Source organism: Acidithiobacillus acidisediminis (assembly GCF_023277115.1).
GTDB classification, from domain to species: domain Bacteria; phylum Pseudomonadota; class Gammaproteobacteria; order Acidithiobacillales; family Acidithiobacillaceae; genus Igneacidithiobacillus; species Igneacidithiobacillus acidisediminis.
Genome location: NZ_JALQCS010000001.1, coordinates 1,680,610 through 1,707,095 on the forward strand (window position 1 = coordinate 1,680,610; position 26,486 = coordinate 1,707,095).

Annotated in this window: 25 protein-coding genes; all 25 read right to left on the reverse strand. The window is 57.4% G+C overall.

Annotated features, from left to right (window positions below; all coding sequences use genetic code 11):
- Positions 1-8: 8 nt before the first annotated feature.
- Positions 9-3,506: a DNA polymerase III subunit alpha gene (gene dnaE / locus M5D89_RS08460; RefSeq protein ID WP_248885384.1), complete on the reverse strand. Its 3,498-nt coding sequence runs from the start codon at positions 3,504-3,506 to the stop codon at positions 9-11.
- Positions 3,503-4,078, reverse strand: a complete 576-nt coding sequence (rnhB, locus tag M5D89_RS08465) for a ribonuclease HII (protein WP_248886454.1) — start codon at positions 4,076-4,078, stop codon at positions 3,503-3,505. Before rnhB ends, dnaE begins: the two co-directional genes overlap by 4 nt.
- A complete protein-coding gene (lpxB, locus tag M5D89_RS08470) occupies positions 4,078-5,199 on the reverse strand; it encodes a lipid-A-disaccharide synthase (protein WP_248885385.1) in 1,122 nt (373 codons plus the stop codon). Before lpxB ends, rnhB begins: the two co-directional genes overlap by 1 nt.
- Positions 5,196-6,302 carry a DegT/DnrJ/EryC1/StrS family aminotransferase gene (locus M5D89_RS08475; protein WP_248885386.1) on the reverse strand — a complete coding sequence of 369 codons (1,107 nt, stop codon included), beginning with the start codon at positions 6,300-6,302 and terminating at the stop codon, positions 5,196-5,198. Before M5D89_RS08475 ends, lpxB begins: the two co-directional genes overlap by 4 nt.
- On the reverse strand, positions 6,302-7,276 hold the full coding sequence (locus M5D89_RS08480) for a Gfo/Idh/MocA family protein (RefSeq protein ID WP_248885387.1): 975 nt from the start codon (positions 7,274-7,276) through the stop codon (positions 6,302-6,304). Before M5D89_RS08480 ends, M5D89_RS08475 begins: the two co-directional genes overlap by 1 nt.
- A complete protein-coding gene (gene lpxA, locus M5D89_RS08485) occupies positions 7,273-8,055 on the reverse strand; it encodes an acyl-ACP--UDP-N-acetylglucosamine O-acyltransferase (RefSeq protein ID WP_248885388.1) in 783 nt (260 codons plus the stop codon). Before lpxA ends, M5D89_RS08480 begins: the two co-directional genes overlap by 4 nt.
- The gene (gene fabZ, locus M5D89_RS08490) at positions 8,052-8,498 is read right to left on the reverse strand and encodes a 3-hydroxyacyl-ACP dehydratase FabZ (protein ID WP_248885389.1); all 447 of its coding nucleotides are present in this window, start codon (positions 8,496-8,498) and stop codon (positions 8,052-8,054) included. Before fabZ ends, lpxA begins: the two co-directional genes overlap by 4 nt.
- Before the next feature lie 8 nt (positions 8,499-8,506).
- Positions 8,507-9,553, reverse strand: a complete 1,047-nt coding sequence (gene lpxD, locus M5D89_RS08495; RefSeq protein ID WP_248885390.1) for a UDP-3-O-(3-hydroxymyristoyl)glucosamine N-acyltransferase — start codon at positions 9,551-9,553, stop codon at positions 8,507-8,509.
- Positions 9,550-10,080 (reverse strand): OmpH/Skp family outer membrane protein, encoded by a 531-nt coding sequence (locus tag M5D89_RS08500; protein WP_248885391.1) that lies wholly within the window; start codon positions 10,078-10,080, stop codon positions 9,550-9,552. The genes lpxD and M5D89_RS08500 overlap by 4 nt, the downstream gene beginning before the upstream one ends.
- Complete coding sequence (gene bamA, locus M5D89_RS08505; protein WP_248885392.1) at positions 10,080-12,524, reverse strand: outer membrane protein assembly factor BamA; 2,445 nt, start codon at positions 12,522-12,524, stop codon at positions 10,080-10,082. Before bamA ends, M5D89_RS08500 begins: the two co-directional genes overlap by 1 nt.
- Positions 12,428-13,786: an RIP metalloprotease RseP gene (rseP, locus tag M5D89_RS08510; protein WP_248885393.1), complete on the reverse strand. Its 1,359-nt coding sequence runs from the start codon at positions 13,784-13,786 to the stop codon at positions 12,428-12,430. The genes bamA and rseP overlap by 97 nt, the downstream gene beginning before the upstream one ends.
- A gap of 8 nt (positions 13,787-13,794) precedes the next feature.
- Complete coding sequence (ispC, locus tag M5D89_RS08515) at positions 13,795-14,958, reverse strand: 1-deoxy-D-xylulose-5-phosphate reductoisomerase (protein ID WP_248885394.1); 1,164 nt, start codon at positions 14,956-14,958, stop codon at positions 13,795-13,797.
- A complete protein-coding gene (locus M5D89_RS08520; protein ID WP_248885395.1) occupies positions 14,955-15,758 on the reverse strand; it encodes a phosphatidate cytidylyltransferase in 804 nt (267 codons plus the stop codon). The genes ispC and M5D89_RS08520 overlap by 4 nt, the downstream gene beginning before the upstream one ends.
- The gene (gene uppS, locus M5D89_RS08525) at positions 15,743-16,507 is read right to left on the reverse strand and encodes a polyprenyl diphosphate synthase (RefSeq protein WP_248885396.1); all 765 of its coding nucleotides are present in this window, start codon (positions 16,505-16,507) and stop codon (positions 15,743-15,745) included. Before uppS ends, M5D89_RS08520 begins: the two co-directional genes overlap by 16 nt.
- Before the next feature lies 1 nt (position 16,508).
- Positions 16,509-17,069: a ribosome recycling factor gene (frr, locus tag M5D89_RS08530; protein ID WP_248885397.1), complete on the reverse strand. Its 561-nt coding sequence runs from the start codon at positions 17,067-17,069 to the stop codon at positions 16,509-16,511.
- Positions 17,066-17,794, reverse strand: coding sequence for a UMP kinase (pyrH, locus tag M5D89_RS08535; protein WP_248885398.1), 729 nt, complete (start codon positions 17,792-17,794; stop codon positions 17,066-17,068). The genes frr and pyrH overlap by 4 nt, the downstream gene beginning before the upstream one ends.
- Entirely contained in the window at positions 17,794-18,663 is an 870-nt protein-coding gene (gene tsf / locus M5D89_RS08540) for a translation elongation factor Ts (protein WP_248885399.1), read from the reverse strand. Before tsf ends, pyrH begins: the two co-directional genes overlap by 1 nt.
- 11 nt (positions 18,664-18,674) lie before the next feature.
- Complete coding sequence (gene rpsB, locus M5D89_RS08545) at positions 18,675-19,430, reverse strand: 30S ribosomal protein S2 (RefSeq protein ID WP_248885400.1); 756 nt, start codon at positions 19,428-19,430, stop codon at positions 18,675-18,677.
- 188 nt (positions 19,431-19,618) lie between these two features.
- Positions 19,619-20,233 (reverse strand): DedA family protein, encoded by a 615-nt coding sequence (locus tag M5D89_RS08550; RefSeq protein WP_248885401.1) that lies wholly within the window; start codon positions 20,231-20,233, stop codon positions 19,619-19,621.
- 15 nt (positions 20,234-20,248) lie between these two features.
- Complete coding sequence (locus M5D89_RS08555) at positions 20,249-21,757, reverse strand: Ppx/GppA phosphatase family protein (protein ID WP_248885402.1); 1,509 nt, start codon at positions 21,755-21,757, stop codon at positions 20,249-20,251.
- A gap of 5 nt (positions 21,758-21,762) precedes the next feature.
- Positions 21,763-22,476, reverse strand: a complete 714-nt coding sequence (gene phoU, locus M5D89_RS08560) for a phosphate signaling complex protein PhoU (protein WP_248885403.1) — start codon at positions 22,474-22,476, stop codon at positions 21,763-21,765.
- 11 nt (positions 22,477-22,487) lie between these two features.
- Positions 22,488-23,255 carry a phosphate ABC transporter ATP-binding protein PstB gene (gene pstB, locus M5D89_RS08565; RefSeq protein ID WP_248885404.1) on the reverse strand — a complete coding sequence of 256 codons (768 nt, stop codon included), beginning with the start codon at positions 23,253-23,255 and terminating at the stop codon, positions 22,488-22,490.
- Positions 23,256-23,300: 45 nt separating this feature from the next.
- Positions 23,301-24,653, reverse strand: a complete 1,353-nt coding sequence (gene phoR / locus M5D89_RS08570; RefSeq protein ID WP_248885405.1) for a phosphate regulon sensor histidine kinase PhoR — start codon at positions 24,651-24,653, stop codon at positions 23,301-23,303.
- On the reverse strand, positions 24,650-25,393 hold the full coding sequence (phoB, locus tag M5D89_RS08575; RefSeq protein WP_248885406.1) for a phosphate regulon transcriptional regulator PhoB: 744 nt from the start codon (positions 25,391-25,393) through the stop codon (positions 24,650-24,652). The genes phoR and phoB overlap by 4 nt, the downstream gene beginning before the upstream one ends.
- A 22-nt stretch (positions 25,394-25,415) precedes the next feature.
- On the reverse strand, positions 25,416-26,480 hold the full coding sequence (mnmA, locus tag M5D89_RS08580; RefSeq protein ID WP_248885407.1) for a tRNA 2-thiouridine(34) synthase MnmA: 1,065 nt from the start codon (positions 26,478-26,480) through the stop codon (positions 25,416-25,418).
- Between the last annotated feature and the right edge of the window lie 6 nt (positions 26,481-26,486).

The window sequence follows — 26,486 nt, forward strand, 5'->3', positions numbered from 1 at the left end:
TCTCCTTCTCATGCTGAGCGTTGGCGCCGCTGCCGTTCCTCACTCAGGGAAACGACATTGGCAAGCAAGTTCGTCGGCGGCGCATATTGCCATTCTTGTTGTTTCGGGTCGAGCAAACGGTCGAGGGCTGCGCGAAATTCGGCATTCGCAGCAATTCCCTGGGGGCAGTCCAGCACGGCCAACGCCTGCCCTGCGGCAACGGGCAACAGGATGCGCAAAATTGTCGTGCCTGGATGCGCAGTGACAAGCCCCTGTAGTTCCGCGACGGGAAAATCTGCCTCCGGAATGCGCAACACCAAGAGCCGTGCCAAGCCGATATGCGCTTCTTCCACACTGAGCAGCTGCTGCGCCGTCAGGCGCAGTCCTCCAGCATAACTGTCTTCACTTGCCTCCCCCAAAATCAGTAAGGCCTGTTCATCGCTGATCTGACCCGAGTAGCGCCGCCAGGTCTCGGCAAAGACGACCGCCTCCACGCGTCCGGTCTCATCCTCGAGGGTCAGGAATAACATCCGGTCCCCGCGTTTGGTGCGCATGCTCCGTCGTGCTACCACCATGCCGGCGATCAGGACCTGCTCACCAGCAGCTAGGCGAGCGATTTCGATGACCCCCAGTTGTTGTAGGCCAGGTCGAGCGATGCGCAAAGGATGGTCGCTCAGATAGAAGCCCAGGGTTTCTCGCTCGCCAACGAGTTGGCTGCCCGCTTCTTCCGCAATGGGTGCCAGCTCTGGACTGGCATAGTTCTCAGCGCCCCCCTCCTCAGCAAACAAGGAGGACTGCGCGCTGGCGGCAGCACGCTGTTGCTGCTGCGCCGCTTCCAGAAAATTGTCCAAAGAGGCAAGCAGCTGTGCACGCGGAATTTCGAGGGCATCGAGCGCCCCAGCCTTGATGAGCGCCTCAACACTGCGGCGGTTCAGTCGCTGTCCATCAATACGGCAGAGAAAGTCATAAAAACTGCGAAATTGGCCTTTTTCCATCCGCGTGTCGAGGATCGCCTGCACTGCTCCGCGCCCGAGTCCCTTGATGGCACCGAGCCCATAGCGCAGGCCTTCTCCTTCTGGACGGAAGGCCAGCTCACTGCGCTGGATACAAGGAGGCAGGATTGCCATCCCCATCCGCCGACATTCGCTGATCATGGCGACCACCTTATCAGTGTGATCCATATCTGCAGTCAGGACGGCGGCCATGAAGTGCCGGGGATAATGGGCCTTTAGATACGCCGTTTGATACGAAACCAAGGCATAGGCCGCAGAGTGCGACTTGTTGAAACCATATTCGGCAAATTTTTCCATCAAATCGAAGATCGCCGTCGCCTGATGGACTTCGATGCCGTTCTTTGCCGCACCGGCAAGAAAGATCTCGCGCTGCTTGGCCATCTCTTCTGGTTTTTTCTTGCCCATGGCACGGCGCAGCAGGTCGGCACCGCCGAGAGAATAGTTCGCCAAGATTTGCGCGCACTGCATCACCTGCTCCTGATAGACAATCACTCCGTAGGTGTCCTTCAGGATAGGTTCGAGTAGAGGATGGGGGTATTGCACCTTGGCCTTGCCGTGCTTGCGGGCGATGAAATCATCAACCATTCCCGACTGCAGCGGACCAGGACGAAACAGGGCTACGAGGGCAACGATGTCCTCGAAATTGTCAGGCTGCAGACGACGAATAAGGTCACGCATACCAGAAGATTCGAGCTGGAATACCGCCACCGTATCTGTGGATTTCAGCAGTGCAAAGGTTTCAGAATCGTCCAAAGGCAGACGCGCCATGTCCAGAGTTTCCGCGCCAGCAAGCTGACGTTCGGCATTGATAGCGCGCAAGGCGATGTCGATGATGGTCAGGGTCCGCAAACCGAGAAAATCGAATTTCACCAGTCCCATCTTTTCGACATCATCCTTGTCGAGCTGGGTGACGTTACCGCTGCCCTCGGAGCCGTCGGTGAAGAGCGGCAGGCGATCGGCCAGAGGTTCGGGGGAAATCACCACCCCTCCCGCATGGGTCGAGGCATGACGCGGCAGACCCTCCAGGCGCAGAGCGATGTCGAGCAGTTCGCGCACATCGTCTTCTTCCTGTTGCCGTCGTCGCAGTTCCTCCGATTCTTCCAGCGCCTTAGCCAGGGTCATGCCGAGATCCCTCGGTACCAGCTTGGCCAGCTGATCGACAAAACCATAAGGGAGATTGAGCACTCGCCCTACGTCGCGAACCACCGCCCGCGCTTTCATGGTGCCGAAGGTGATGATCTGGCCCACGCGATCGCGGCCATATTTTTCGGCGACATACTGAATGACGCGATCGCGCTGATCCATGCAGAAATCGACGTCAAAGTCGGGCATGGAGACGCGCTCCGGATTCAGAAAACGCTCAAAGAGCAGGGCATTGGCAATCGGATCCAGGTCAGTGATACGCAGGGCGTAGGCCACCAGTGAGCCCGCACCAGACCCGCGTCCCGGACCTACCGGCACGCCATGGTCCTTGGCCCACTGGATGAAATCGGCAACGATGAGGAAGTAACCCGGAAAACCCATTTGCAGGATGACATCGACCTCCCGCAGCAGCCTTTCCCGATAGGGCAAGGTCTCGCGTTCGGGAAGCGCAAGCGCCTGCAGTCGCTCTTGCAGGCCTTGCTCTGCTGCCTTACGAAAGTAGCTCTCAATGGGACTGCCATCGGGGGTGGGATAGTCCGGCAGGGTGTAATGGCCCAGTTGTAGGGTAACGTTGCAGCGTTTTGCGATCTCTATGGTATTGGCGCAGGCCTCTGGAAGATCTGCAAAGCGCTCGAGCATCTCTTCCGCACTCGACAGACGATGTTCGGGGGTGAAGCGGCGGGGGCGCCGCTCATCCGCCAAGGTGTAGCCAGCGGCGATACATTGGCGGGCATCGAAGGCAGGAAAATCGTCGGCATCCAGAAAGTGGGCATTGTTGGTCGCCACCAGGGGAAGGCTCAGCTCCAAAGCGAGGGCGATGCTGGCCTCGTTCAAGGCATCCTGCTCTACCTCGCCATTGCGTTGTATCTCCAGATAAAGACTGTTTGGAAACAGATCAACGTAACGCTTTGCCAGTTGCCGTGCATGCTCCGGATCGCGCAGTACCGCCTGTCCGATTTCCCCCTGCCCTGCTGCCGAAAGGGCAATCAATCCGCTACGGTCTTCCTGCTGCAACCAGGCACGCCGAATGCGCGGCTTGCCATCCTGCAGGCCCTCCAGAAAGGCGCGCGAGAGAAGATGGCTCAAGGCGCGAAATCCGCTGTGATCCCGACAGAGCAGGACCAGGCTTGCACTAGGATCAGAGGGGCTTTCGCCTTGCAGCCAAAGTTCGGCCCCGATGATGGGTTTGATGCCCACCGCCCGGGCGGCATTATAAAATTTGACGAGGGCGAAGAGATTGCCGTGATCGGTGACGGCCACTGCCGGCATTTGCAACTCCGCACAGCGCTGCACCAGCTTTTTGACGGGAATGATTCCATCCTCGAGGGAATACTCGGAGTGTACATGCAGATGGACAAAACCGGGTGTCATATTCCTTGTTCCAGTATGCGTGCGACCGGCGCAAAACCGCGCCGATGCAGAGGGGTCACCCCAAAACGCTGCAGGGACTGCAGGTGCCGTGCGGTACCGTAGGCCTGGTGCTGCGCGAAACCGTAGAGTGGATAGTGCTGGTCCAGCAGCAGCATTTCCCGATCGCGGGCAACCTTGGCCAGGATGCTGGCCGCAGCGATGGCATCGACCTGATCATCCCCCCCTACCATAGCCTCCGCATTCCAGCTCGGCAAGACGCGATTCCCGTCCACGAGAATGCGTCGCGGCCGTACCGGTAATGCGCGAAGGGCGCGGCCCATGGCCTGCAGGGTGGCGGCAAGGATATTGTCGCGTTCAATCTCCCAGGTGCTGGCGGAGACGATAGCCCAGGCACGTGCCTCGCGACGAATTTGTGCTGCCAGGAACTCGCGTTGCCGTGGGCGCAGTTTTTTGGAGTCGCGCAAGCCCGGTATCGGCCGTGCCAGCATGACCGCCGCTACCAGCACTGGACCCGCCAAGGGTCCGCGGCCCGCCTCATCTACCCCGGCAACCTCTGGCCCGAGGTGCTCCATCACCCGCTGGTTCCCTGCAGGATCCGCCGTAAGGCCGTTGCGATACTTTCCTCATCATCGCCTTGCAGGAGTCCGCGCAGGGGCCGTAAGGCCTCCCGTTGGGCCGCTACAGGCAAATTTTCCAATTCCTGAAGCAGACGTTGCGGGGTGATCTCTTCCTGCAGAATCTCTGGATAGACGCGTTTCCCCAACAAGATATTGGGCAGGGCAATATGGGGCACGCGTACCAAGCGCTTGGCAATAGCGAAGGTCAGTCTCTGCATGGCGTAGAGCACAACGGCTGGCCGCCCCAGCAATGCGGTTTCCAGTGTGGCGGTACCCGAGGCGACGAGTACCCGGTCTGCAGCAGCAAGCAGCGTGGTACTCTGGCCACAGATTTCCTGAATGGTCCCCGCCGCCGTCCCCACCTCCCGCCGCCAGAGTGGGCGGAGTTCCGCACGCGCCAAGGCAACGCTCAACTGCCATTCTGGATGGGATTGTTGCCAGAGTATTGCGGCTTCTGCCATTGGCCGCGCCAAGCGTTGGATCTCGCCCTCTCGACTACCGGGCAACAGTGCCAATATTGGTGCATCGGGCAGCTGCAATTGGGCGCGCGCGCCCGCGGCATCGGGAGCCGCTGCCGTTTGCGCCAGCAATGGGTGGGGCAAGACTTGCGCGGGCACGCCTGCCTGGGTGTAGATCGATCGCTCGAAGGGAAAAAGCAGGAAGATTTCGTCGATCCGCGCTCGAATCTGTCGGATCCGATCCTGGCGCCAAGCCCAAATTTGTGGGCCAACCACATAGAGCACGCGGATCCCGAGGCGCTTTGCCTCACGCGCGATGCGGAGATTAAAGGCGGGATGATCGATCAGCACCACGGCATCCGGGCGCGTCTGCCGCAGATACTCGCGAATCCGATAAAAAAGCCGGCGTAATTGCCCGTACACCCGGGCGACTTCGACGAGACCCATCACCCCGAGCGCGTCGCCAGCGGCAATATTGTGTACGCCAGCGGCTTGTAAACGCGTACCCACGACACCTTCCCATTGCACCTCAATCTCGGCCGCCCGACAGCGCGCCAAGATATCCAGCCCTAGGTTTTCCCCGGAGCGCTCAATGGCAATGAGAAAAGCACGTGTCATCCGTTATGTACATGCGCACGAATGACTCGACCAATCCGCTCCACCTGCGCCTCCTGCAGTTCCGGAAACATCGGCAATGACAGCACGTTTTCTTTCAAGCTTTCCGCGACTGGGCAATGGCTCTGCGGGAGGTCCGCAAAGGCCGTCTGTTGATGACAGGGAATCGGATAATAAACACCGCTGGCGATTCCTTCAGCCTGCAGTTTGGCGCGCAGGGCATCCCGTTTTTCCACCTGGATCGTGTATTGATGGAAGACATGCTCCGCACCCGGACGCCGCGCGGGAATTTGCAGGCGTAAATCGCCGAGCGCGGCATCATACAGCGCAGCAGCCCGCTGCCGACCCGCATTGTAGACATCCATCTGGCGGAACAGTTTGCGCAGAATCAGTGCCTGAATTTCATCGAGGCGACTGTTATACCCCAGCACCTCATGGTGATAAGTCTGCCAAGAACCGTGATTGCGCAGCCCGCGCAGCCGCTTGGCCAAGTCTTCATCCTGGGTGAAGACCATGCCACCATCCCCTGCCCCACCCAGATTTTTGCTAGGGAAAAAGGAAACACAGGCCAGATCGCCAAAGCTGCCCACCCGCTGTCCGTCCAGACGGGCGCCGATTGCTTGCGCCATATCTTCAATGATGGGGATATGGTGTTTTTTGGCCAGCGCCAGTAATTCTGGCATCGGTGCCGCCTGGCCATAGAGGTGGACGGGGATGATGGCTCGCGTACGCTCATTGATTAATGGCTCCACACTGGCAGCGCTTACACAGAAATACGCAGGCTCGACATCGGCAAAGACCGGGGTGGCCCCTACATAGCGTACCGCCTCGGCAGTGGCGATGAAGGTAAAGGTGGGCACAATGACCTCATCTCCGGGGCCAATGTTCAGCGCGCGTAGGGCCAGGAGCAGGGCATCGGTACCGGAGGCGCAACCGACCCCGTGGGTCACGCCCAGATATTCGGCCAGTTCTGCCTCCAACGCGCGTCCTTCGGCACCCAAGATAAAGCTCGATTGATCGAGAATCTGCCCGATGCCGGCCAGAATTTCCGCACGCAGCGGCGCAAAATGGGCGCGCAAATCGACCATAGGGATCGCTTGATCCATTATTGTTCTCCCTTGAACTGTGCGGCATGAGACGATACTGCAAGGAACTCTGCGACCGCGTGGCGTACGGCCAGGGCGGCGGCCAGGGCGTCTCGTCCTTCTTCTGCCTGGCACAGCACTTTGCCGTGTCCGGAGATGGCGTCAAGAAACGCCGATATTTCATGGTCCAGTGCGTCTACGGGTTGCAGATCGATGACTTCCTCTTTGACTCCGGGGATACCCGGGACTTGTCCCGCGCCGCGACGATAAAAGGTCAACCGATTCTGGAGAAAGTCGACAGAGGCATACCGATCGGGCCAAAAAATCCGCATCCGTCGCACGGCCTCGCGCACCACCCGGGACGCCGCCAGATTGGCAACACTGCCATTGCTGAGCGTCACCCAGGCATTGGCCATGTCTGCTTGTTCAGTGACTGCAGCTACACCCACGGCGCGGACTTCCTGCAGGGAGGAGTTGCCTAGCATGAGCACAAGGTCAAGATCATGAATCATGAGATCCATGATCACGTCCACGTCGAGGGAACGCGGCTTGAACGGCGCAAGACGCTCCGCTTCGATATAGCGTGGCGGAGGGAATCCCTGGCTGCGCAGGTGTTGCATCACGATCTGGGCACGTTCGATCTGTCCTACTGCGAGTATGGCGCCCTGCGCTTTTGCCTGTTGAATGAGATCGTCTGCTTCTTCCAACGTGAAGGTAAAGGGTTTCTCTACCAAACAATGTATACCCCGCGCGATTGCCGCTTTGGCGACGCGGTGATGATGGAGAGTAGGCGTGACGATAGAGATCGCATCGACCTCGCCAAGCAGTGTCTCTAGGTCATCGTAGGCACGGCAGCCAAGTTCCTGGGCAACGCTATGGGCGCGCTCGATATCGGTGTCGTAGAGCCCCTGCAATTGGGAAATGCGAGCATATTTCTGGGCGTGAAAGCGGCCGAGATGACCGACGCCGACGACTCCCGTACGCAGTTCCGTCATGGCCGTGTGATCCCCCGTTTGCTGCTCCGGATGAAATCGAGTAAGCGCTGGGTCTCTGCGCCATCCAGGCCCTCTGCCAGGACTTCCTGCATGGCCTCTTCCAGCAATTTTCCGGAGCGGAACAGGATCCGGTAAATCCGTTTCAACGTGTGGATCTGCTCCTTGGAAAAGCCGCGTCGACTGAGGCCACGAACATTGATGCCGTGCAGTTGCGCGTGATTCCCTGCCGCCATCATATAGGGAGGAATATCCAGAGGTGCCATGGTCCCACCCCCAAGAATGGCGTGTGCGCCGACCCGGGCGAACTGATGCACTGCCGACAGTCCACCGAGAATGGCATCATCCTCAACGATCACGTGTCCAGCCAAGGTTGCCGCGTTGGCCATCACTACCCGATCACCGATCTGGCAGTCATGGGCAACATGGCAGTAGGCCATAAAGAGATTGTGCGAGCCGATACGCGTCGTGCCACCGCCTTTCACAGTACCACGATTGATGGTGACAAATTCACGAAAGGTATTGTCGGCACCAATCTCGAGTCGGGTCTCCTCCCCTCGATAGCCCAGATCCTGTGGTGCTGTACCAATGGAAGCAAACGGGAAGATGTGGTTGCGCGGCCCAATCGTACAGGGTCCCTCCAGGACAGCATGCGCATCCACCCGACAATTCTCCCCAAGGGCGACGCCGGCGCCAATGACAGCAAAGGGCCCGATAACACAGCCATCACCAATCCGGGCATGTGGATCAATCGCCGCGCGTGCATCGATCACGGCGCTCACAGTTCACGCTCGCGCAAGGTTGCCATCAACAAGGCCGAAGCGACCACCGCGCCATCAACGGTCGCCACGGTTTCCATCTGCCACATGCCCGACTTGCGCCGTGCCACCTCCGCCGACAAAATCAGCTGATCACCGGGTGTCACCGGCCGTCGAAAACGCGCCTTATCGATACCAGCAAAATAGACTGCCGCATTTTCGCCATACTTGTCTTCCGAGACGAAGGCCAAAATTGCGGCTGCCTGTGCCAGGGATTCGATGATCAAAACCCCTGGCATGACGGGAAAGTCCGGGAAATGTCCCTGAAAGTGAGGCTCGTTCATGGTGACGTTCTTGATCGCACGCAGCCGCTTTCCTATCTCAATTTCGAGAATCCGATCCACCAGCAGGAACGGGTACCGGTGCGGCAAACGACGTAGGATCTGATGAATATCAAAACCTTCCATGAACACTCCTAAGTGGAAGAGGAATTGGGCACGGTGCCGATCGCTCCGCGCAAACGGCGCAGAACGCTATCCAGACGATTCAGCTGCGCGACGGTGCGGCGCCAGCGTCGTGCCTCCTGGGCGGGAATGACACCAGAATAGACTCCCGCCTGACGGATATCATGGGTGATGGCGCTCTGCCCGGCAATCACCGTACCGTCGGCAATAACGATATGGCCGGCGAACCCAACCTGGCCACCAATACGACAATTCCGTCCGATACGGGTGCTACCAGCGATGCCGGTTTGCCCGGCGATCACCGTATCGGCACCGATCTCGACGTTATGCCCCACCTGCACTAGGTTGTCGATCTTCACGCCGTCGCCAATGATGGTATCTGCCAAAGCGCCGCGATCGATACAGCTGTTGGCGCCGATCTCGACCCTTGTTCCCAGTAGAACGCGGCCAATCTGGGGGATTTTTTCATAGCCGGACGCCGTTTGGGCGAAGCCGAAGCCGTCAGCACCAATGACGGCGTTGCTGTGAATGATGCAAGCTTCGCCCAAACGCGATGCGGCCAAAACCTTGACCCCGGGGTAGAGGTGTGAATACGCGCCAATCTCGACATCCGCCCCAATCACCACCCCTGCCTCCAACCACACCCCGGCACCAATCTTCGCTCCGGCTGCAATCTCTACAAAAGCTTCGATGCGCGCGCTAGCATCGATCCTGGCGCTGGCGGCAACGCGCGCATCTGGCGAACGCCAGGGGGTTACGGCTGGCTCGGGATAGAGCAACTGCATGGCGCGCGCGAAACTCGCGTAGGGATTGTCGCTCCACAGTGCAGGACCAGAATAGTGTTCTGCATGCCCCGACGACAGGATCAACGCTCCCACCCTCGTCTCGGCGAGGAGCGGCAGATATTTCCCATCTTGCAGGAAGCTCAGTTCGTCTTCCCGCGCGCTTGCCAAGGGTGCAATGGCGCGCAGTTGCAGGGCTGGATCACCGCGATAGGCAAGTTCCAAGGCTTCAGCCAGTGTCCCGAGGGTATATTCTCGCCGTGCTGGAATGCTCATTTTGCGGATCCCGTCTTCGGTTTTTCCATGGCTGCGACCACTTGCTGGGTGAGATCAATGGCGCCACTGACATAGAGCACGGACTTGTCGTTGAGGATCAGGGTATAGTGTCCCTGCTTCCCGATCCGGGTAACCACGCGAACCAGCCGCGCCTGAATGCTTTCCAGGATCTGATTTCGTTGCAAGTTGATCTGATCTTGCGCTGTTTGTCGCATTTTCTGCAAGTCCATGACCATACCCTGTAGCTGCGCCTCGCGCTTTTGCCGATCGGCGTTATTTAGCTTGGGAAAGTCCTCTTCCAGGGCTTTTTGAGTGCTGACAATCTGTTGCTGTTTCTGTTCGATGGCCTTTTCTTTTTCGGCGATCAGTTGATTGAGGGCCTTGGCCCCAACCTGTGCCTCCGGCAGTTCGCGCAGTGCCTTGTCCAGGTCAACAAACCCAATTTTGGGCGTGTCCGCCAGCGTCCAAGGAGCGACCAAAAGGCCGCAGAACAAAACGACGATGTAGCATTTCCAGCAACCACGCATCAGAAGGCGTTACCCACAGTAAATTGCAGCGGCTGGGTCAAATCGCCCGGCTTTTTATCCAAGGGGATGGCCAGAGACAGACGCAGTGGTCCGAGGGGGCTGATCCACAGCAAGCCGATACCGGCCGTCGTGCGCATTTCGCCCAGGCTGGGAAAATAGCTATTGGAGTACGCATAGTTGGTAGTGCTGCCGTTAACGGGATTGACACCATATACCCAACCACTGGCGACGAAGGCATTCATCCGAAAATTTTTGTTATCCTCGAGGCCCGGGAGGGGAAAATATAAGTTGGCATCAAGCAGTAGTTCGCGCGTACCACCCACCGGATACCCGTCAATCTGCGGGCCTACGGCATAGGTTTGGTACCCGGGCAAAGTGAGCGGGCCACCAAGATAGAAATTATTGAAGAACGGCACCGGTTTACCGGAATAACTGTTGATGAAACCGTAGCGCAGACCCAATCCGCCACTCAACCAAGAAGTGAATGGGTGGTAGTAGTTGGCCTTCATTTCCGCCTTGTACCAGCGCAGGTTACCTGGTGGCACGGCCGCTTTAAGTGAGAGACTACCATAGAGCCCACTGGTCGGAAAAATGGGGGAGTTGGTGGTGTTGTATACGAGATCATTACCAATGGTGATCGAGTTGGTGCTGTTACCATAACTATTAATGTAGTTTTGATACAGCGGAATGGGATTGCTGGTATCGAGTGTGATTCTGGTGTGGGTAAAGCCTACCGACATATAGTCGTAGACGTACTCCAAAACCGGAATTCCGAGGGTAACTGCTCCGCCCAGATCCACTTCCTGATAGGGCGCGACGGCCAAGGTCGAGAGATTAGTGTCATTGCGGAAAACGTTAAACCCTAGGCTAATACCATCCGGGGTGAAGTACGGATCGGTATAAGATAGGTTGAACGCGCTACCAAGACCGCCAACATTTGCCGAAAATGACAGGGCATTACCGGTACCCATGAAATTTTTCTGACTGATGGAGCCGTTGAAAAGAAAACCCTGCGCATTCGAGTAACCCACACCGACACTGAAGGAGCCAGTCGGGCGCTCGTCGACCGCAACATCAAGATCCAGCTGATCTGGATGTCCAGGTACCGGCACCGTCTTGGTCGTGACATTCTGGTAAAAACCCGTTTGCTCGAGACGTAACTTGGATCGATCAATCAGGTTACGGTTATAGAGAGATCCTTCCATCTGGCGGAACTGACGGCGGACGACATAGTCCATACTGCGATTATTGTTGCTGATATCAATACGCCGAATGTACACGCGATGCCCGGGGTCCACCTGAAAATTCAGCGCTACTTCGTGGGTCTTCGGATCCACCGTTGGCACCGGCGTAGTGTTGGCGAAGGCATAGCCATAATCACCAAGCTCATCGGCAATTGCTTTATTGGTATCAAGAATCTTTGATTTTGAAAACCGCTCGCCCGGATGGATCTGGACCAGATCTTCCAATTTCTTTCGAGGAAGAATGAGATCGCCAGTCAAATCCACCTTGCTGACATGATAAACATCGCCCTCATGGACATTTACCGTAAGATAGACGAAGCGACGATTGGGAGTAATTTGTACCTGCGTCGATTCGATCGCGAAATTCAGGTAACCGCGATCGAGATAGAAATTAGTGAGTTTTTCCAGGCTCTTGGAAAATTTCTCCTGCGAATATCTATCATTCTTGCTGAAGAACGAGAAGGCATCCGGCGCGCCAATGGAGAATAGCCCACGCAGACGACTTTCACTGAAAGCATGGTTGCCGATGATATTGACCTGTTTGATGGTGGCCTGCTGCCCCTGCTCTACGGCAATGCGAATGGCAACCCGATTACGTGATAGCTTCTCAACGTGCGGTGTTATTTTCGCATCATAGTAGCCCATGCCCTCGTACTGCTGTTGTAGCCCCTGCACGACCTGATCGAGGGTAGCCTTGTTGAAGATATGGCGCACCTCCAGGCCGATCCCCTTGAGGGTGGACGCCACCTCATCTTTGGAGAAGGCCTTGATACCCTTGGTCTCAATACTGGCGATGATCGGTCGCTCCTTAACCACGATCACCAAATCACTGCCCGATCGGGCCACGCTCACATCCTGGAAGAAACCGGTGGAGTAGAGGTCCTGCACCGCCTTCTGCGCCAAGGCATCGTCGACAGATTCGCCGATATGGATGGGCAAATAATTGTATACCGTACCCGGGGTAATATGCTGCAACCCCTTGATCTCGATATTCTTGACAGTAAAGGGAGAGAAGGCCCAGGCAGGTACCAAAGCAGAGGCACAGAACATCGCTGCCGACAGCGTGATCACCCGGGTGGCTCGGGGAGAAAGGCGCATTTTCTTCACGGTTTCAACATTCTCACAGTGTCGTTGTAAAGGGCTAGGAACAGGAGCATCAGGATCAGCACTATACCGATCATCTGCGCTTTTTGCACCCATTCGGGAGGCAGTGGGCGCCCGCGCAGCATCTCCGCAAAGGCAAAGACGAGATGGCCGCCATCAAGGACAGGCAAGGGAAAGAGATTGATCACGCCCAGGCTGATGCTGAGCAAGGCAAGAAAACTCAGGTAGGGGGCAAAACCCGCAGAAAAGCTTTGTCCAGCGACCTCGGCAATGCCGATCGGCCCGCTGATGTTGCTCGTCGATATGGTTCCTTGCACCATGCGCCAGATCATTTCCAGGGATAGGCTGGTTACCACCCAGGTCTGCTGCGCGCCGTAGCCGATCGCCTCGGCAAGGCCGCGGCGATGCAGCACGATGAGCGATTTCGGCAGAGGGGCCAGGGTGATTCCTAAATAGCCCTCCGGTTTCCCCTGAGAGAGCACGGTTTGCAAGGCGATCTGCCCACTATGCACGATGCCCTGAGGATTCTGCCACTGGATCTGTACAGCCTTCGCCGGTTCCGCCGCGATGAGCTGTGCAAGCTCTTGCCAGCTGAACGTTTTTTGCTGTGCCACGGCAAGGATTTTATCTCCGGGCCGTATGCCAAGCTTGGCCGCTGGACTATGCGGCAGGACCGTTCCCACAACGGGTGGCAAGTAGGGACCCATGCCCAGGACCTGCGACAAAAATCCCGTCCCGACGCTGTCCTGCGGCAACTTTCCCAGGGGTAGGCGCAGTGTCCGTCGCACCCCCGCCGGATCACTAACCACGATCTGCGCATTTTCCTGATTCACCGCTGCCGCCAGGAGACGCACTCGCACATCTTGCCAATTATGAATGGCTACGCCGTTGATTTGTTGTATACGATCACCCAAGCGCAGATCGCTGTGCTGGGCAATGAATCCCTGTGGACTGATACTGCCGATGATCGGCGCAATACCGGGAATGCCCATGAAACCAACGGCGACATAGACCAAGATCGCGAGAAGAAAGTTTGCTCCAGGCCCCGCCACGGCAATCAGCATTCGTCGCGCTGGCGCAAGGGTATTGAAGGCCCGCCCACGGTCCGCATCGGCCAGTGGCTGCTCCGGACTCTCCTCCAGCATTTTTACGTAGCCGCCAAGAGGGATGCTGGCGATACGAAATTCCGTTGCGTCCGCCCCAAACTTCCGTTCCCATAAGGCTGGACCGAAGCCGATGCTGAAACGCAGAATCCGCACACCGAGGGCGCGGGCAACGAGAAAATGGCCGGCTTCGTGAAAGGTCACCAAGATACTGATGGCGACAAGGAAAGCGACCAGGGTTGTCAGAAATTCCACGGTTACGGTCAGGCTGCACCCGCAAGAAGGATCTGTTGTTGCGCCTGCACTCGCGCTTCGGCATCGATGGCCATGACGGCATCGAGATCGGTGGGGCTGGCGGGTTGATAGGCATCCAGAGTAGCAGCGACGACCCGCGCGATGCCGGGAAAGGTCAGTTGTTCGTCCAGAAAGGCTTGCACCGCAACTTCATTGGCGGCGTTGAGCACGGCCGTCGTTGCCGAACCTCCCGCCAGGGCCTGGAATGCCAGAGCTAGGCAAGGGAAGCGCTGTAAGTCCGGCTCCTCAAATTGCAGTGCTGGACCGCGTGCCAGATCCAGAGAGGAGACGCCACTCTCAATCCGCTCGGGGTAGGCCAATGCGTGGGCGATTGGCGTGCGCATGTCAGGATTTCCCAGCTGCGCCAGCACCGAGCCGTCCAGATACTCGACCATGGAATGAATGATACTCTGCGGATGGATGAGTACGCTGATGCGTTCGACCGTGAGGTCAAAGAGCCAGCGGGCTTCAATGACCTCCAAGCCCTTGTTCATCATTGTTGCGGAATCCACCGAGATCTTGCGCCCCATCACCCAGTTGGGATGCGCGCAGGCCTGCGCTGGAGTAACGCGCTGTAGATCTGTGAGGGGAGTTTGCCGGAAGGGTCCACCAGAAGCCGTCAGGATGATGCGCCGCACGCCGCGAGCGTCACCAAAACACTGGAAAATGGCATTATGTTCACTGTCTATGGGCAGTAGCGTGATCTGATGGCGTCGCACTTCCGCCATGAAGAGTTCCCCTGCCATGACTAGACATTCTTTGTTCGCCAGATAGATCTTTTTGCCTGCGCGCACTGCGGCCAAAGTGGGAAGCAGTCCAGCAGCACCGACAATGGCGGCCATGACCTCGTCTACGCCCGGGTATGTCACTGCAGCCTGCAATGCCTCTTCGCCGCCACTGACTTCAATATCCGGCATATCCGCCAGTTGCTCGCGCAAACGGCGCGCCGCTTGTGGGTCGCGCATGACTGCCAGCTTGGGCCGATGACTGCGGCAGAGGGTGGCCATTTCCTCGACACGTTGGTTGGCCGTCAAGACCAGAACGCGAAATTGATCTGGATGTCTGCCGACCACATCCAGGGTGTTCTTGCCGATAGAACCGGTTGCTCCGAGGATGCAAATGCCGCGTGTCATAGTTTCCCCCACCAATACAGCAGAATAACAAAAACAGGTAACCCAGCCGTCATCGCATCGATGCGATCGAGAATTCCCCCGTGACCAGGCAGGATCTGACCACTATCCTTGCGCCCCGCAGCACGCTTGAGCAAGCTTTCGAAGAGATCTCCCACGACACCGGAAGATGCCACCACGAGACCCAGGCCCGCGCCCCGCAGGCAAGTCATTGCCTGCCAAGATATCAACAACCCTGACCCCAGTGTGCCGACAAGCACGCCAGCGAGCAAGCCACCCCAAAGTCCAGCCCAAGTCTTTCCTGGGCTGAGATGTGGCACCAGTCTGGACTTGCCATAGCGTTTTCCCGCCAGCATGGCCAGCACATCGGTCATCATGATGATTGCTAGCCCCCATAACAGCCAAACCGGCTGCCACATTTGCAACCAACCTGTCAGCCAGAAGGCCGGTACCAGCACAGGCCAGGCACTCAGGCGCAGTGCCTGCGATGATGGCGTTGCCCCCGTGCGCGCCACCGTCAGCACCAGCATCAACGCAAGCAGCCAAAAGGCCGAGGCAAAAAGGGCAATATACGCTGGCCAGGTATCGGTTCGTGGCCAAAGCCAGACAAGGAGAAGAAACAAGAAAAGGGTCAGGATCGTCCAGGGAAGCGGTTGCGGTACGCCTGCAAGTGTCCACCACTCCCATGCCCCTAGCCCCAATACTAGCGCCAGAATGGCCCAAAATAGCCAGGAAGTGCTGAACAGCACCAGTGGCACAAAGAGTGCCAAGAGGAGAAATGCCGTAATTAGTCGCTGACGCAAGCATCGTCCTGGATCTGGTCGCCAGTGCGACCAAAACGACGCTGCCGCTGGGCGAAGGATTTCAGCGCCGATTCCAGGGCATTCCCATCAAAATCGGGCCATAGCGTGTCGGTAAAATAAAATTCTGTGTAGGCCAGCTGCCAGACAAGAAAGTTGCTGATCCGCTCTTCGCCGCCGGTGCGGATCAACAGATCCGGCGCTGGACTATCCGCCAGAGAAAGCTCCGCAGCAATGTCCTCTTCGCTCAGCGATTCCAACGCCCTACCCTCGGCCAAGCATTTGGCCAACGCGCGTTGCGCCGCCATCGTCATGTCCCAGCGCCCGCCATAATTGACGGCAAGGTTTAGGGTCAAGAGGCGATTCTCCGCCGTCAGTGTCTCTGCCTCGCGGATCATCGTTTGTAGGTCAGGCGCCAAAGTGCTTCGGTCACCAATAATCCGTAGACGGACCCCATTTTCATGCAACTTTTTTACTTCCCGCCGTAGCATCAGGCGGAACAGATTCATGAGTAGGCGTACTTCCAATGCTGGACGCCGCCAGTTTTCGGTACTGAATGCGAACAGTGTTAAGTGGGGAATTTTCCAATCCACACAGCGTTGCACCATATCGCGCACAACCTCTGCACCCCGGCGGTGTCCGGCAACGCGCGGAAGATGGCGCCGGTAAGCCCAGCGGCCGTTGCCATCCATGATGATGGCAATATGTTGCGGCTGTTTGTTGGCTAGGTCAGTCGCTGGACTCTGAACCAAGTCAGACCTCCATGAGGTCCGATTCCTTTGCCTCGATCACGCCCTCTACCTCGTCGATAAAGCGGTCGGTAAGTTTCTGGAATTCCTCTTCGGCACGCCGCTCTTCGTCTTCTGATATCAGCTTATCTTTGAGTAAATTCTTGATTTGCGTGATGGCATCGCGCCGGATGTTGCGGATGGCGACGCGTGCCCCCTCCCCCTCGGAACGAACGATCTTGGCCATCTCCTTACGCCGTTCTTCCGATAAGGGTGGCAGAGGTACGCGAACATTGTCCGAACCGGCAACCGGATTTAGCCCCAAGCCCGCATCGCGAATCGCCTTGTCGATTTTGGGGATGAGATTCTTCTCCCAGGGGGTGACAATCAGGGAACGGGCATCGGCAACGCTGACTGAGGACACTTGCGATAGTGGTGTAGGACTACCATAGTAATCCACTTCGACGGGGTCCAGGAGGGCCGTATTCGCCCGCCCGGTGCGCAAGCGGGAAAGCTCTCCCTTAAGGGAGTCTATACTCTTCTTCATCCGCGTTTCCGCATCTTTCTTGGTTTCTATCACACTCATGCTACTGCACTCCGTACCGAAGTACCCTCTTCCTCGCCCTGCAGGACGCGAAGCAAGGCCCCGGCCTTGTTCATGGAAAATACGATGATGGGCATATCGTTGTCTCGACACAAGGTAATTGCCGTCGCATCCATCACTTGCAGGCCCTGCTCCAGGACCTGATCAAAGCTGAGATCGCGATAGCGCATTGCGCTGGGATTGCTGACGGGATCATCGGTGTAGATCCCGTCAACCTTGGTGCCTTTGAGTACCAACTCCGCATTGATTTCCACCGCGCGCAGGCTCGCTGCCGTGTCGGTGGTGAAGAACGGATTGCCGGTTCCCGCCGCAAAGATGACCACCCGTCCTTTCTCCAGATGACGAATGGCGCGGCGGCGAATGTAAGGTTCTGCCACCTGTTCAATGTGCAGAGCCGATTGCACCCGCGTGGGTAAGCCAAGGTGTTCCAGGGCATCCTGAACCGCCAGCGCATTCATGACCGTGGCCAGCATACCCATATAGTCCGCCGTAGCTCGATCCATGCCCTCGGCCGCCTTCGCCATGCCACGGAAGATGTTGCCGCCGCCGATGACCAGAGCAACCTGCACCCCGGCGTCGGCCACTTCCTTGATCTCGGCGGCCATCCGCTGCACGACGGCCCGATCGACACCGTACTGCCCCTCCCCCATAAGGGCCTCTCCGCTGAGTTTGAGCAGCACCCTTTGGTAGCGCAGCGGGGCTTCCATCAGTTGCCCCGAACTTGCGCCATGACCTCGGTGGCAAAATCGGCGGTCGGGGCCTTTTCGATCCCCTCCCCTACTTCATACCGGACAAACTCTTGCACACTCACGTTGCCCGCACCCTTGAGCAAATCCCCAACGGTTTGGTCAGGATTTTTCACAAAAGGCTGCCCAGTGAGGGCAATTTCGTTGAGAAACTTGTTCATCCGACCCACGATCATTTTTTCAATGATGTCCCGTGGCTTGCCGGAGTCCGCTGCCTGCGCGATCAGGATTTCCTTTTCCTTCTCGACGCGATCCGCTGAAACATCCTCTGGTTTTACAACTTCCGGGCGAGAGGCTGCTACATGCATGGCAAGATCGCGGCCAAGCTCATCCGTGACCTCTCCCTGCACCGCCACCAACACGCCAATCCGACTGCCGTGCAGATAACTGCCAACGCGCCCGGACTCGGCGGCCATATGCTGAACCCGACGCAACGCAATATTCTCACCCAGCTTGCTGACCAAGCCCTTGCGCTGTTCCTCGACTGCCCCCGTCGCCAGGGCATCAAGCTCCGCACCATTGGCAAGTGCGGTTTCGGCGCACTGTTTGGCAAAGGCTAAAAAGTCTTCATTCTTGGCGACGAAGTCGGTTTCACAATTGAGCTCAAGAATCACGGCACGACGCTGATCCGCGCTCGTGGCAACCATGACCACGCCCTCGGCAGCCACTCGTCCAGCCTTTTTATCTGCCTTGGCAAGACCCCGCTTACGCAGGAGATCGATGGCCGAGTCCATATCGCCATTCGCCTCGCTGAGCACGGTCTTGCATTCCATCATGCCTGCGCCAGTGCGCTCACGCAGCTCCTTGACTTGCTGTGCCGTAATTGCCATTTCTCCCTCCCTCAGTCGGCGTCGATCTCGATCACATCTTCATCCACTTCGACAAATTCGTCGAGCAGATCCGTTGCCACACCCTGTCGGCCCGCCAGAATGGCATCCGCAGCGAGGCTGGCGTAGAGACGAATGGCGCGGCCCGCATCATCGTTGCCGGGGATGGGGTAATCAATAAGGTCGGGATTGCAGTTACTGTCGACGACTCCTACCACCGGGATACCCAGTTTTTTGGCTTCGGCAACGGCGATGTTCTCGTGACCAACGTCGATCACGAAAATGGCGTCCGGCACGCCCGTCATGTCCTGAATACCGCCCAAGCTGCGCTCCAACTTGTCGAGCTCGCGCTGCAAATCCAACGCCTCTTTCTTGGTGAGCTTTTCGATGGTGCCATCGCTGCGCATCTGTTCGAGTTCTTCCATCCGGCGTAAGGACTGACGAATGGTCTTGAAGTTGGTCAATGTTCCGCCCAGCCAGCGCTGGTTGACATAGAAGGCGCCACAGCGCTTTGCTTCCTCGGCAACGACCTCGCGTGCCTGACGCTTGGTGCCGACAAAGAGTACCCGTCCATGCTTGCGCGACAGCTGCTCCAAAAATGTCAAAGCCGTGCGTAGCATCGGCAAGGTGTGCTCGAGGTTGATGATATGAATTCTGTTGCGCTCGCCAAAGATGTAGGGCGCCATTTTGGGATGCCAGTAACGGGATTGATGCCCAAAATGTACACCGGCTTCGAGGAGAGAACGCATGCTCACGGTAGGACTGGTCATAGAAACTCCATAGATTTGGGTTGATAGCCTCCACTCACCCCCTCGCTGCCATCCCGCAGGACACCCGGCAGTAGGTACGGGTCAGTGTGCGAATTTGGCCCGTGTGGGCCTGCGGCGCGTTATAGCAAAAAAGCCGCGCTGCGGCAATCCATCGTGATGGCCCAACCCCCTGCCTGTCGATGATTGCCCTATTTCTTGCGTCCCTTGCCACGACGCGTCCACAGCACGTAGACGCCCACTAGCACCAACAGCACTAGAAAAAGGATCTGTACATAGCGAAGCTCACGCAGGATCAGGGGTAAGGACGCTGCAAGGAGATAACCGGCGGCACTGATCAGCACCGCCCAGAGCAGCGCCGCAATCGGATTCATCCACAGGTAACGGCGCGGATGATAACGGTGGATCCCGAGGAGAATCGGGGTGATGGTACGGGTACCGTAGATGAAGCGAAACAACAGGGTGATGCCATCGCCGAAGCGACGAATCAATCCCTCCGCCCGTGCTATGTGGTGGCGCAGAAAGCGTGGCAGCCAGCGCAACAGGCGTTCGCCGTAGCGGTAGCCCAGAAGGTAGAGAATTTGGTCATTGAGAGTGCTTCCCGCCCAGGCAGCGAGAATGACCCCGGGCCAGGAAAGGATTCCTGCGTGTGCCAAGGCTCCAGCGATGACCACCACGGCTTCTCCCTCGAATAGGGTGCCGAGAAAGAGGAGACCGTAGCCATAGCGTCGCAAAAATTCGCTGACGTCGGCGAGGGTGACGGGGGCAAAGCCCAGATGGGCAAAAAGCCAGTTGAGGATTTCCAAGCAAACGGTCGTTGATTAAAAGAGAAGTTGAAATTCCGGGGACAACAGATCACGCTCATCGTCCAACTCGGCCCGCAAGAGCGGGGCTTGCCGCTGCCAGTCGTGGGCGAAGCGCAGCTCTAGAGTCTTGCCGAGAAGTGATAGTTCCGGTGGGGAAGCGAGTTCGCCAGCTCCCCGCTGCAACAAGATCGCAAGCCGGAGAAGTACGGCCAGTTTGTGCAATGGGCTGACATCGTCGGTGGCGATACCCATGGACTGCAACTGGGTGGCCGTGAGTAGTTTTTTCCGCTGCAAACGGACCAGGGTGGCAATCAGATTCTGTTCTCGTCGGGAAAAACCCGCGATATCGCTATTGCGCCAGATATATTCACCATGCTTATGAAAGCCCGAATGGGCAATGTCCAGACCGATGTCATGGGTCATCACTGCCCAGCGCAGCCAACCGCGATGTCTTTCCGAAAGTTCCCATTCCTGCGCACTGGCGAGGAAAAGGCGTTCGGCCCAATGTTCAACCTCCTTATTGCGTTCCCGCTGACTGTGAAAGCGTTCCTGCAATCCTTGGACACTGATCTCCCGACTGTCCTCGTGATGTATACGCCCAAGAAGGTCATAAATGGCGCCTTCTCGCAATGCGCCCTCGGAAAAGCGCATCTCCTGCAACTGAAAGGCGTCGAATATGGCGCCGAGAATAGCGAGCCCTCCTGGAAAAACTGCAGCGCGATCGCTCTTCAGGCCCGCAAGGCGAGAGAGTGTGCGAAAGTTTCCGAGCGCGAGCATCTCCTCTTGCAACCAATGCAGACCGGGCGCGCTGATCCGCAGTCCGCGGCCATTCTCCTGCAGGATGCGGGAAATCGCCTTGATGGTTCCAGAGGAGCCTACGGCCTGATCCCAGCCGAACTGGCGATAGTCGCGTAAGGCCGGCTCAATCGCGAGGCGAACGCGCCGCTGGAGTGCTGCATAGGCATCTCGACTGATCTTGGCGTCGGGGAAATACTCGCGCGTGGATTGCACGCAGCCAAAATGCAGGCTCTCGCGAATTCCTGGACTGAAGCCACGACCGGCAATGATTTCGGTGCTGCCACCGCCAATGTCGACCACCAGACGCCGTTCTTCGGGCGCCAACGCCAGACTGTGGGCGACGCCGAGATAGATCAGTCGCGCTTCTTCGCGACCGGCAACGATTTCTACGGGTACCCCGATGGCCGTCTCAATGTCTGCGAGAAAGGTATCGGCGTCACGGAGCATGCGGAGCGTGTTGGTGCCAATTACCCGAATCCGCTCGCGGGGGACGGACCGCAATCGTTGGCCAAAGCGTTGCAGACATCCGATGGCGCGCTCCGCTACCTCGTTCTTTAGTCCGCCCTCGGGACACAAGCCCTCCGCCAGGCGCACCCCCTCGCGCAAGCGGTCCAGCAGACGCAACTCACTGCCCACCTCTTCGGCAATGACCATATGGAAGGAGTTGGAGCCCAGATCAACGGCGGCAAGAAGATTTGGCTGCAGCAGATGCTCGTCGCTGGGCATAAGATTCAATCCTGAAGCTGTTGGCTGACTTCCTCTAGGGGAATATGACGGACGTTGACGCCTTTGACAAGGTAGATTACGTATTCGCAGAGGTTGCGCGCGTGATCACCGACGCGCTCCAGCGCCTTGGCAACGAAGAGGGCATCAATGGCTGGGGTAATCGTGCGTGGGTCTTCCATCATGTAGGTAATAAGTCGGCGCATGGCAGCGCGATATTCCTGGTTTAGCTCTTCATCACCCTTGGCGATTTCGATCGCCGCTTCGGCATTACCGTTGGCTAGGGCGTCCATGGCGCGGTGGAACATGCCCAAGGCATAATCTCCCATCATCTTGATATCACGCAAGAATTTGCTGTTTACGCTGGCGCCGCTGCGTTGCATTGATAGGGTCATACTGGCGATTTTGACCGCTTTATCGCCAATCCGCTCGAGATCGGCAATTGACTTGATCAGGGTCATCACCAAGCGTAGGTCGCTGGCGGCAGGCTGGCGCCGCACCAGAATGTTGATGCACTCCTCCTCGATGCGAAGCTCGTAATCATTGACGATAGAATCGCGACCGATGATCTCGTTGGCCAGGTCTTCGTTCTGCTGCAATATTGCGGTCAAGGCGTTGCGCATCTGCTCTTCGACCACCCCTGCCATACGATGCACCAGCTCGTGTACCGATTGCAGCTCTTCGTCAAAGCGTTGCGAAACATGGGGATTCGAATTCATCATGGTGCTATTCCTTAGCCGTAACGACCGGTAATGTAATCTTCTGTTTGCTTCTTCTGGGGATTCGTGAAGAGTTGCTGAGTCGGTCCATACTCCACCATCTCTCCAAGATACATGAAGGCAGTGTAGTCAGATACCCGAGCTGCCTGTTGCATGTTGTGGGTGACGATGATAAGGGTGAATTGTTCTCGTAACTCTGCAACCAATTCTTCGATTTTCAAAGTGGCAATAGGATCGAGAGCCGAAGTTGGCTCGTCCAACAGAATCACATCGGGCCGCACCGCCACGGCGCGCGCAATACATAGGCGCTGCTGTTGCCCACCCGACAGACTCAGGCCGCTCTTTTTCAGGTTATCCTTCACTTCATCCCAGAGGGCTGCCTGGCGCAGAGCCTGTTCGACCCGTTCGTCCATTTCTACTTTGCGAAGTTTCTCATAGAGCTTGATACCAAAAGAAATATTGTCGTAGATCGACATTGGGAACGGGGTCGGCTTCTGAAACACCATACCCACTCTCGCACGCAAGAGGTTTACGTTAAAGCTGGGCGCAAGAATATCCTCCCCATCGAGCAAGACCTGACCGGTGGCGCGTTGACCAGGGTAAAGAGAGTACATGCGGTTGAATACCCGCAGCAGAGTCGACTTACCGCAGCCGGAAGGCCCGATGAAGGCGGTGACCTGATTGCCGAGCAGCTCCAGGTTGATACCCTTCAGCGATTTGATCTCTCCATAATAGAAATCCAGATTCCGAACGGAGATTTTGGCGTTTTCAGCCACAGACATAGATAGGCCCCCAGTCATTGGACTCGCACATAGTATACGTGATGATTATGACACTTTAATGACATTGGGCAGCGTTGTCTCTTGCCAGTAGTTACCGCGCCGCGCCAGACTGCCCGGTAGCTGAATGACAAATTCCGAGCCCCTACCCACTTCACTGAACACCTGCAAACGCCCGCCATAGCGCTCTGCCGTGTGACGCACGATCGAGAGCCCCAGGCCCGTACCGCCTACCCGACGGGATCGCCCCTTGTCGACGCGGTAAAAACGCTCGGTGATACGCTGCAGGTGCTCGCGCGGGATGCCATCCCCCGTATCGCGCACGCGTAAGACGAGACGATCTTCCTCAGTCGACCATGCCACATGAATATCCCGACCCTGGGGGCAATATTTCACAGCATTTTCCAGAAGGTTCTGCACAATACTGTGAATATCCATCGGTTCCGCGAAAACCCCGAGGCCAAAATCCAAATTCAGGTGGAGAGAGAGGTTTTTGCTGAGGATCGTGGGAAGAAGACTTTCCCGCGCCCGCTCGACGATCTGGGCCATGAAAAGGATTTCTGAACGTCTGGGGTCTGGCTCGGCGCTCTCAATACGAGCAAGGGAAAGGAGATCCTCGACCAAGGATTGCATACGTCTGCCTTGTTCCTCCATGAGGCGCAGTTGCGGTCCTGCCTCCGCATCCTGTCCCAGGGGGCCATCCAGGAGATTCTCGATAAAGCCCCGAATCACGGTCAAGGGGCTGCGCAGTTCGTGCGAGACATTGGCTACAAAGTCCTGACGCACCTGTTCCAATTGCCGCAAACGGGTGACGTCGCGAAAAAGTACCAAAGCACCGGCTCCACCGAGGGGATAGCGCAACACCTCGTAGGCCGAATCCGGTCGATCAGGAAAGGTCATCGCCAGATTGCTGGTACCGGCGCCACCCAAAAAGTCTTGCATCTCTGGCAAGCGTAACCAGAGGGACAATGGTTTGCCGAGGTCTTCCGGGTAATGCAGATGGAGAAGCTCGACGGCAGCGGGGTTCATCCATAACAGACGCCCTTCATCATCCATGAGCAATAATGCATCTGGCAAGGCTTGTAATGCATCCCGCAACTGCATGATTTGATAATTGAGTTTTTGTTGGTGCACTTCCTGACTGCGACGCCAGTGATACCCTTCGGCGAACGTCTCTTCCCAGATGCCACTACTCAAGGGCGGAATTCTTGTCTGTTTTTCTCGAAACCAGACTCGGAAGCGTAAAGCCTCCTGGCGATGCCAGCCAATCCACAAGGCATAAAATGCGAGGGCGAGCCAGAGAAATACCTGCAGCGAACTAGTGGACGCGCCCAGGAAATTCCATAGCAACAGCATCGCCAGGGGCAGCAACGCTGGCACCCAGGCACGAAGAAGATTCATGGGGCTTCGCTGACCACTTCCGATTGCTGCGGCAAAGGATTGCAACGATAGCCCTCACCACGCACGGTTTCGATAATATGCGCGTAGCCCACTTTCTCGAGGCAACGACGCAAGCGGCGGATGTGGACATCGACGGTGCGCTCCTCAACATAGGTTTGGCGCCCCCAGATGATGTCAAGCAAGGCTTCGCGACTGTAGACCCGATCTGGGTTGGTGACAAACAGTCGCAAGAGACGAAACTCTGTGGGGCCCATGGCTACCAGCTGATCCTGCAAAGTGACCCGATGCGCCTTAATATCGATATTCAGCGCACCAATCCGAATCCGATTGGGAGTGAGACCGCCGTAACTGCGACGCAAAAGTGCCTGCACCCGGGCGACCAATTCGCGCGGCGAAAACGGCTTGGTCAGATAATCGTCGGCACCGGATTCGAGACCATGCACCCGATCGCCCTCCTCTCCCCGCGCCGTCAGCAAAATGATGGGGATACTCTGCAGAGAATCACGTCGGCGCAGATTGCGGCACCAAGCGATGCCACTTTCGCCGGGCAACATCCAGTCCAGCACGATTAGGTGCGGCGCTGGATCATGCAGCAGGTCTTCCGCGGCCTCCGTGCTTGCAGCGCAAACGACCTCAAAGCCATGCTTCTGCAGGCTTAGGCGCAAAAGTTCCTGGATGCCTTCCTCATCCTCAACCACCAGGATACGAAAGATTTGTTGCTCGCTTGCCTCTTCGGCCATATCTACGCTCCCGCAGCTGCGATCATTCTGGACCAGAGCTGGAGCATTTGCCAAGTCTTTGAATGATGCCGCCCCCCAGTAAGCGCTCGCCTTGATAACATACCGCAGCTTGCCCTGGGGTAATGGCGCGTTGCGCGACATCGAGAACCAGACTGGCATGGCCATTTGCTCGCAGACGTAAGGTCGCGGCAACCGCTGGGGCGGCGTAACGGAGCTTTACCTCGACGCGGAGCTCTGGTTGCGATGCCGCGTCGGTCAGCCAGTGACAATCACCTATTTCCAGTTCCTTCTGGAGGAGCTGCTCGGCTGAGCCAATCTGCACGCGCTGGTTACTGGCATCAACGGCAACGACATACTGGGCGCTGCGGCTACCGCCGCCAATACCGCGACGCTGACCCACGGTAAAATTGATGATCCCGGTATGATTCCCCACCGTGTTGCCCTGCAAATCGACGATTTCCCCAGGCTGCTCCACTACCCCCTGTGCCCGCAGGAACTGGCGATAATCTCCCCCCACAAAGCAGATGTCTTGCGATTCCTGTTTCCCGGCGATCGGTAAGTTACGCTCATGGGCGATGCTGCGCACCTCTTCCTTACGCAGCTCGCCTAGAGGGAAGCGCAGATGCGGCAAGAGTTCGCGCTCGATGGCGTAGAGAAAATAGGATTGATCCTTGCGGGTATCGACACCCCGCCAGAGTTGCGGTTCTGGACTCGATTGCAGCCGCACGTAATGCCCGGTGGCCAGGAATTCGGCGCCCAACGCCTGCACCTCATGCCAGAGCGCAGAAAACTTCAGGATCTGGTTGCAGCGGGTGCAGGGATTCGGGGTGCGCCCATCCTGATAATCGGCAATGAAGGGCGCAACGATTTCGCTGCGAAACCGCTCCCGATAGTCCAACACCTGGTACGGGATGCCAAGTTGCGCACAAAGCTCCGCTGCATCTTCGATGTCTTGCTCGTCGCAGCAGCGACTCTTGGGCCAAAGGCGCATGGTGACGCCGAATAATTCATAACCTGCCTCTTGCATCAGCAATGCCGCAACCGCGGAATCCACCCCTCCAGAGAGGGCAATGGCAGCTCTAGGCATTGCCCG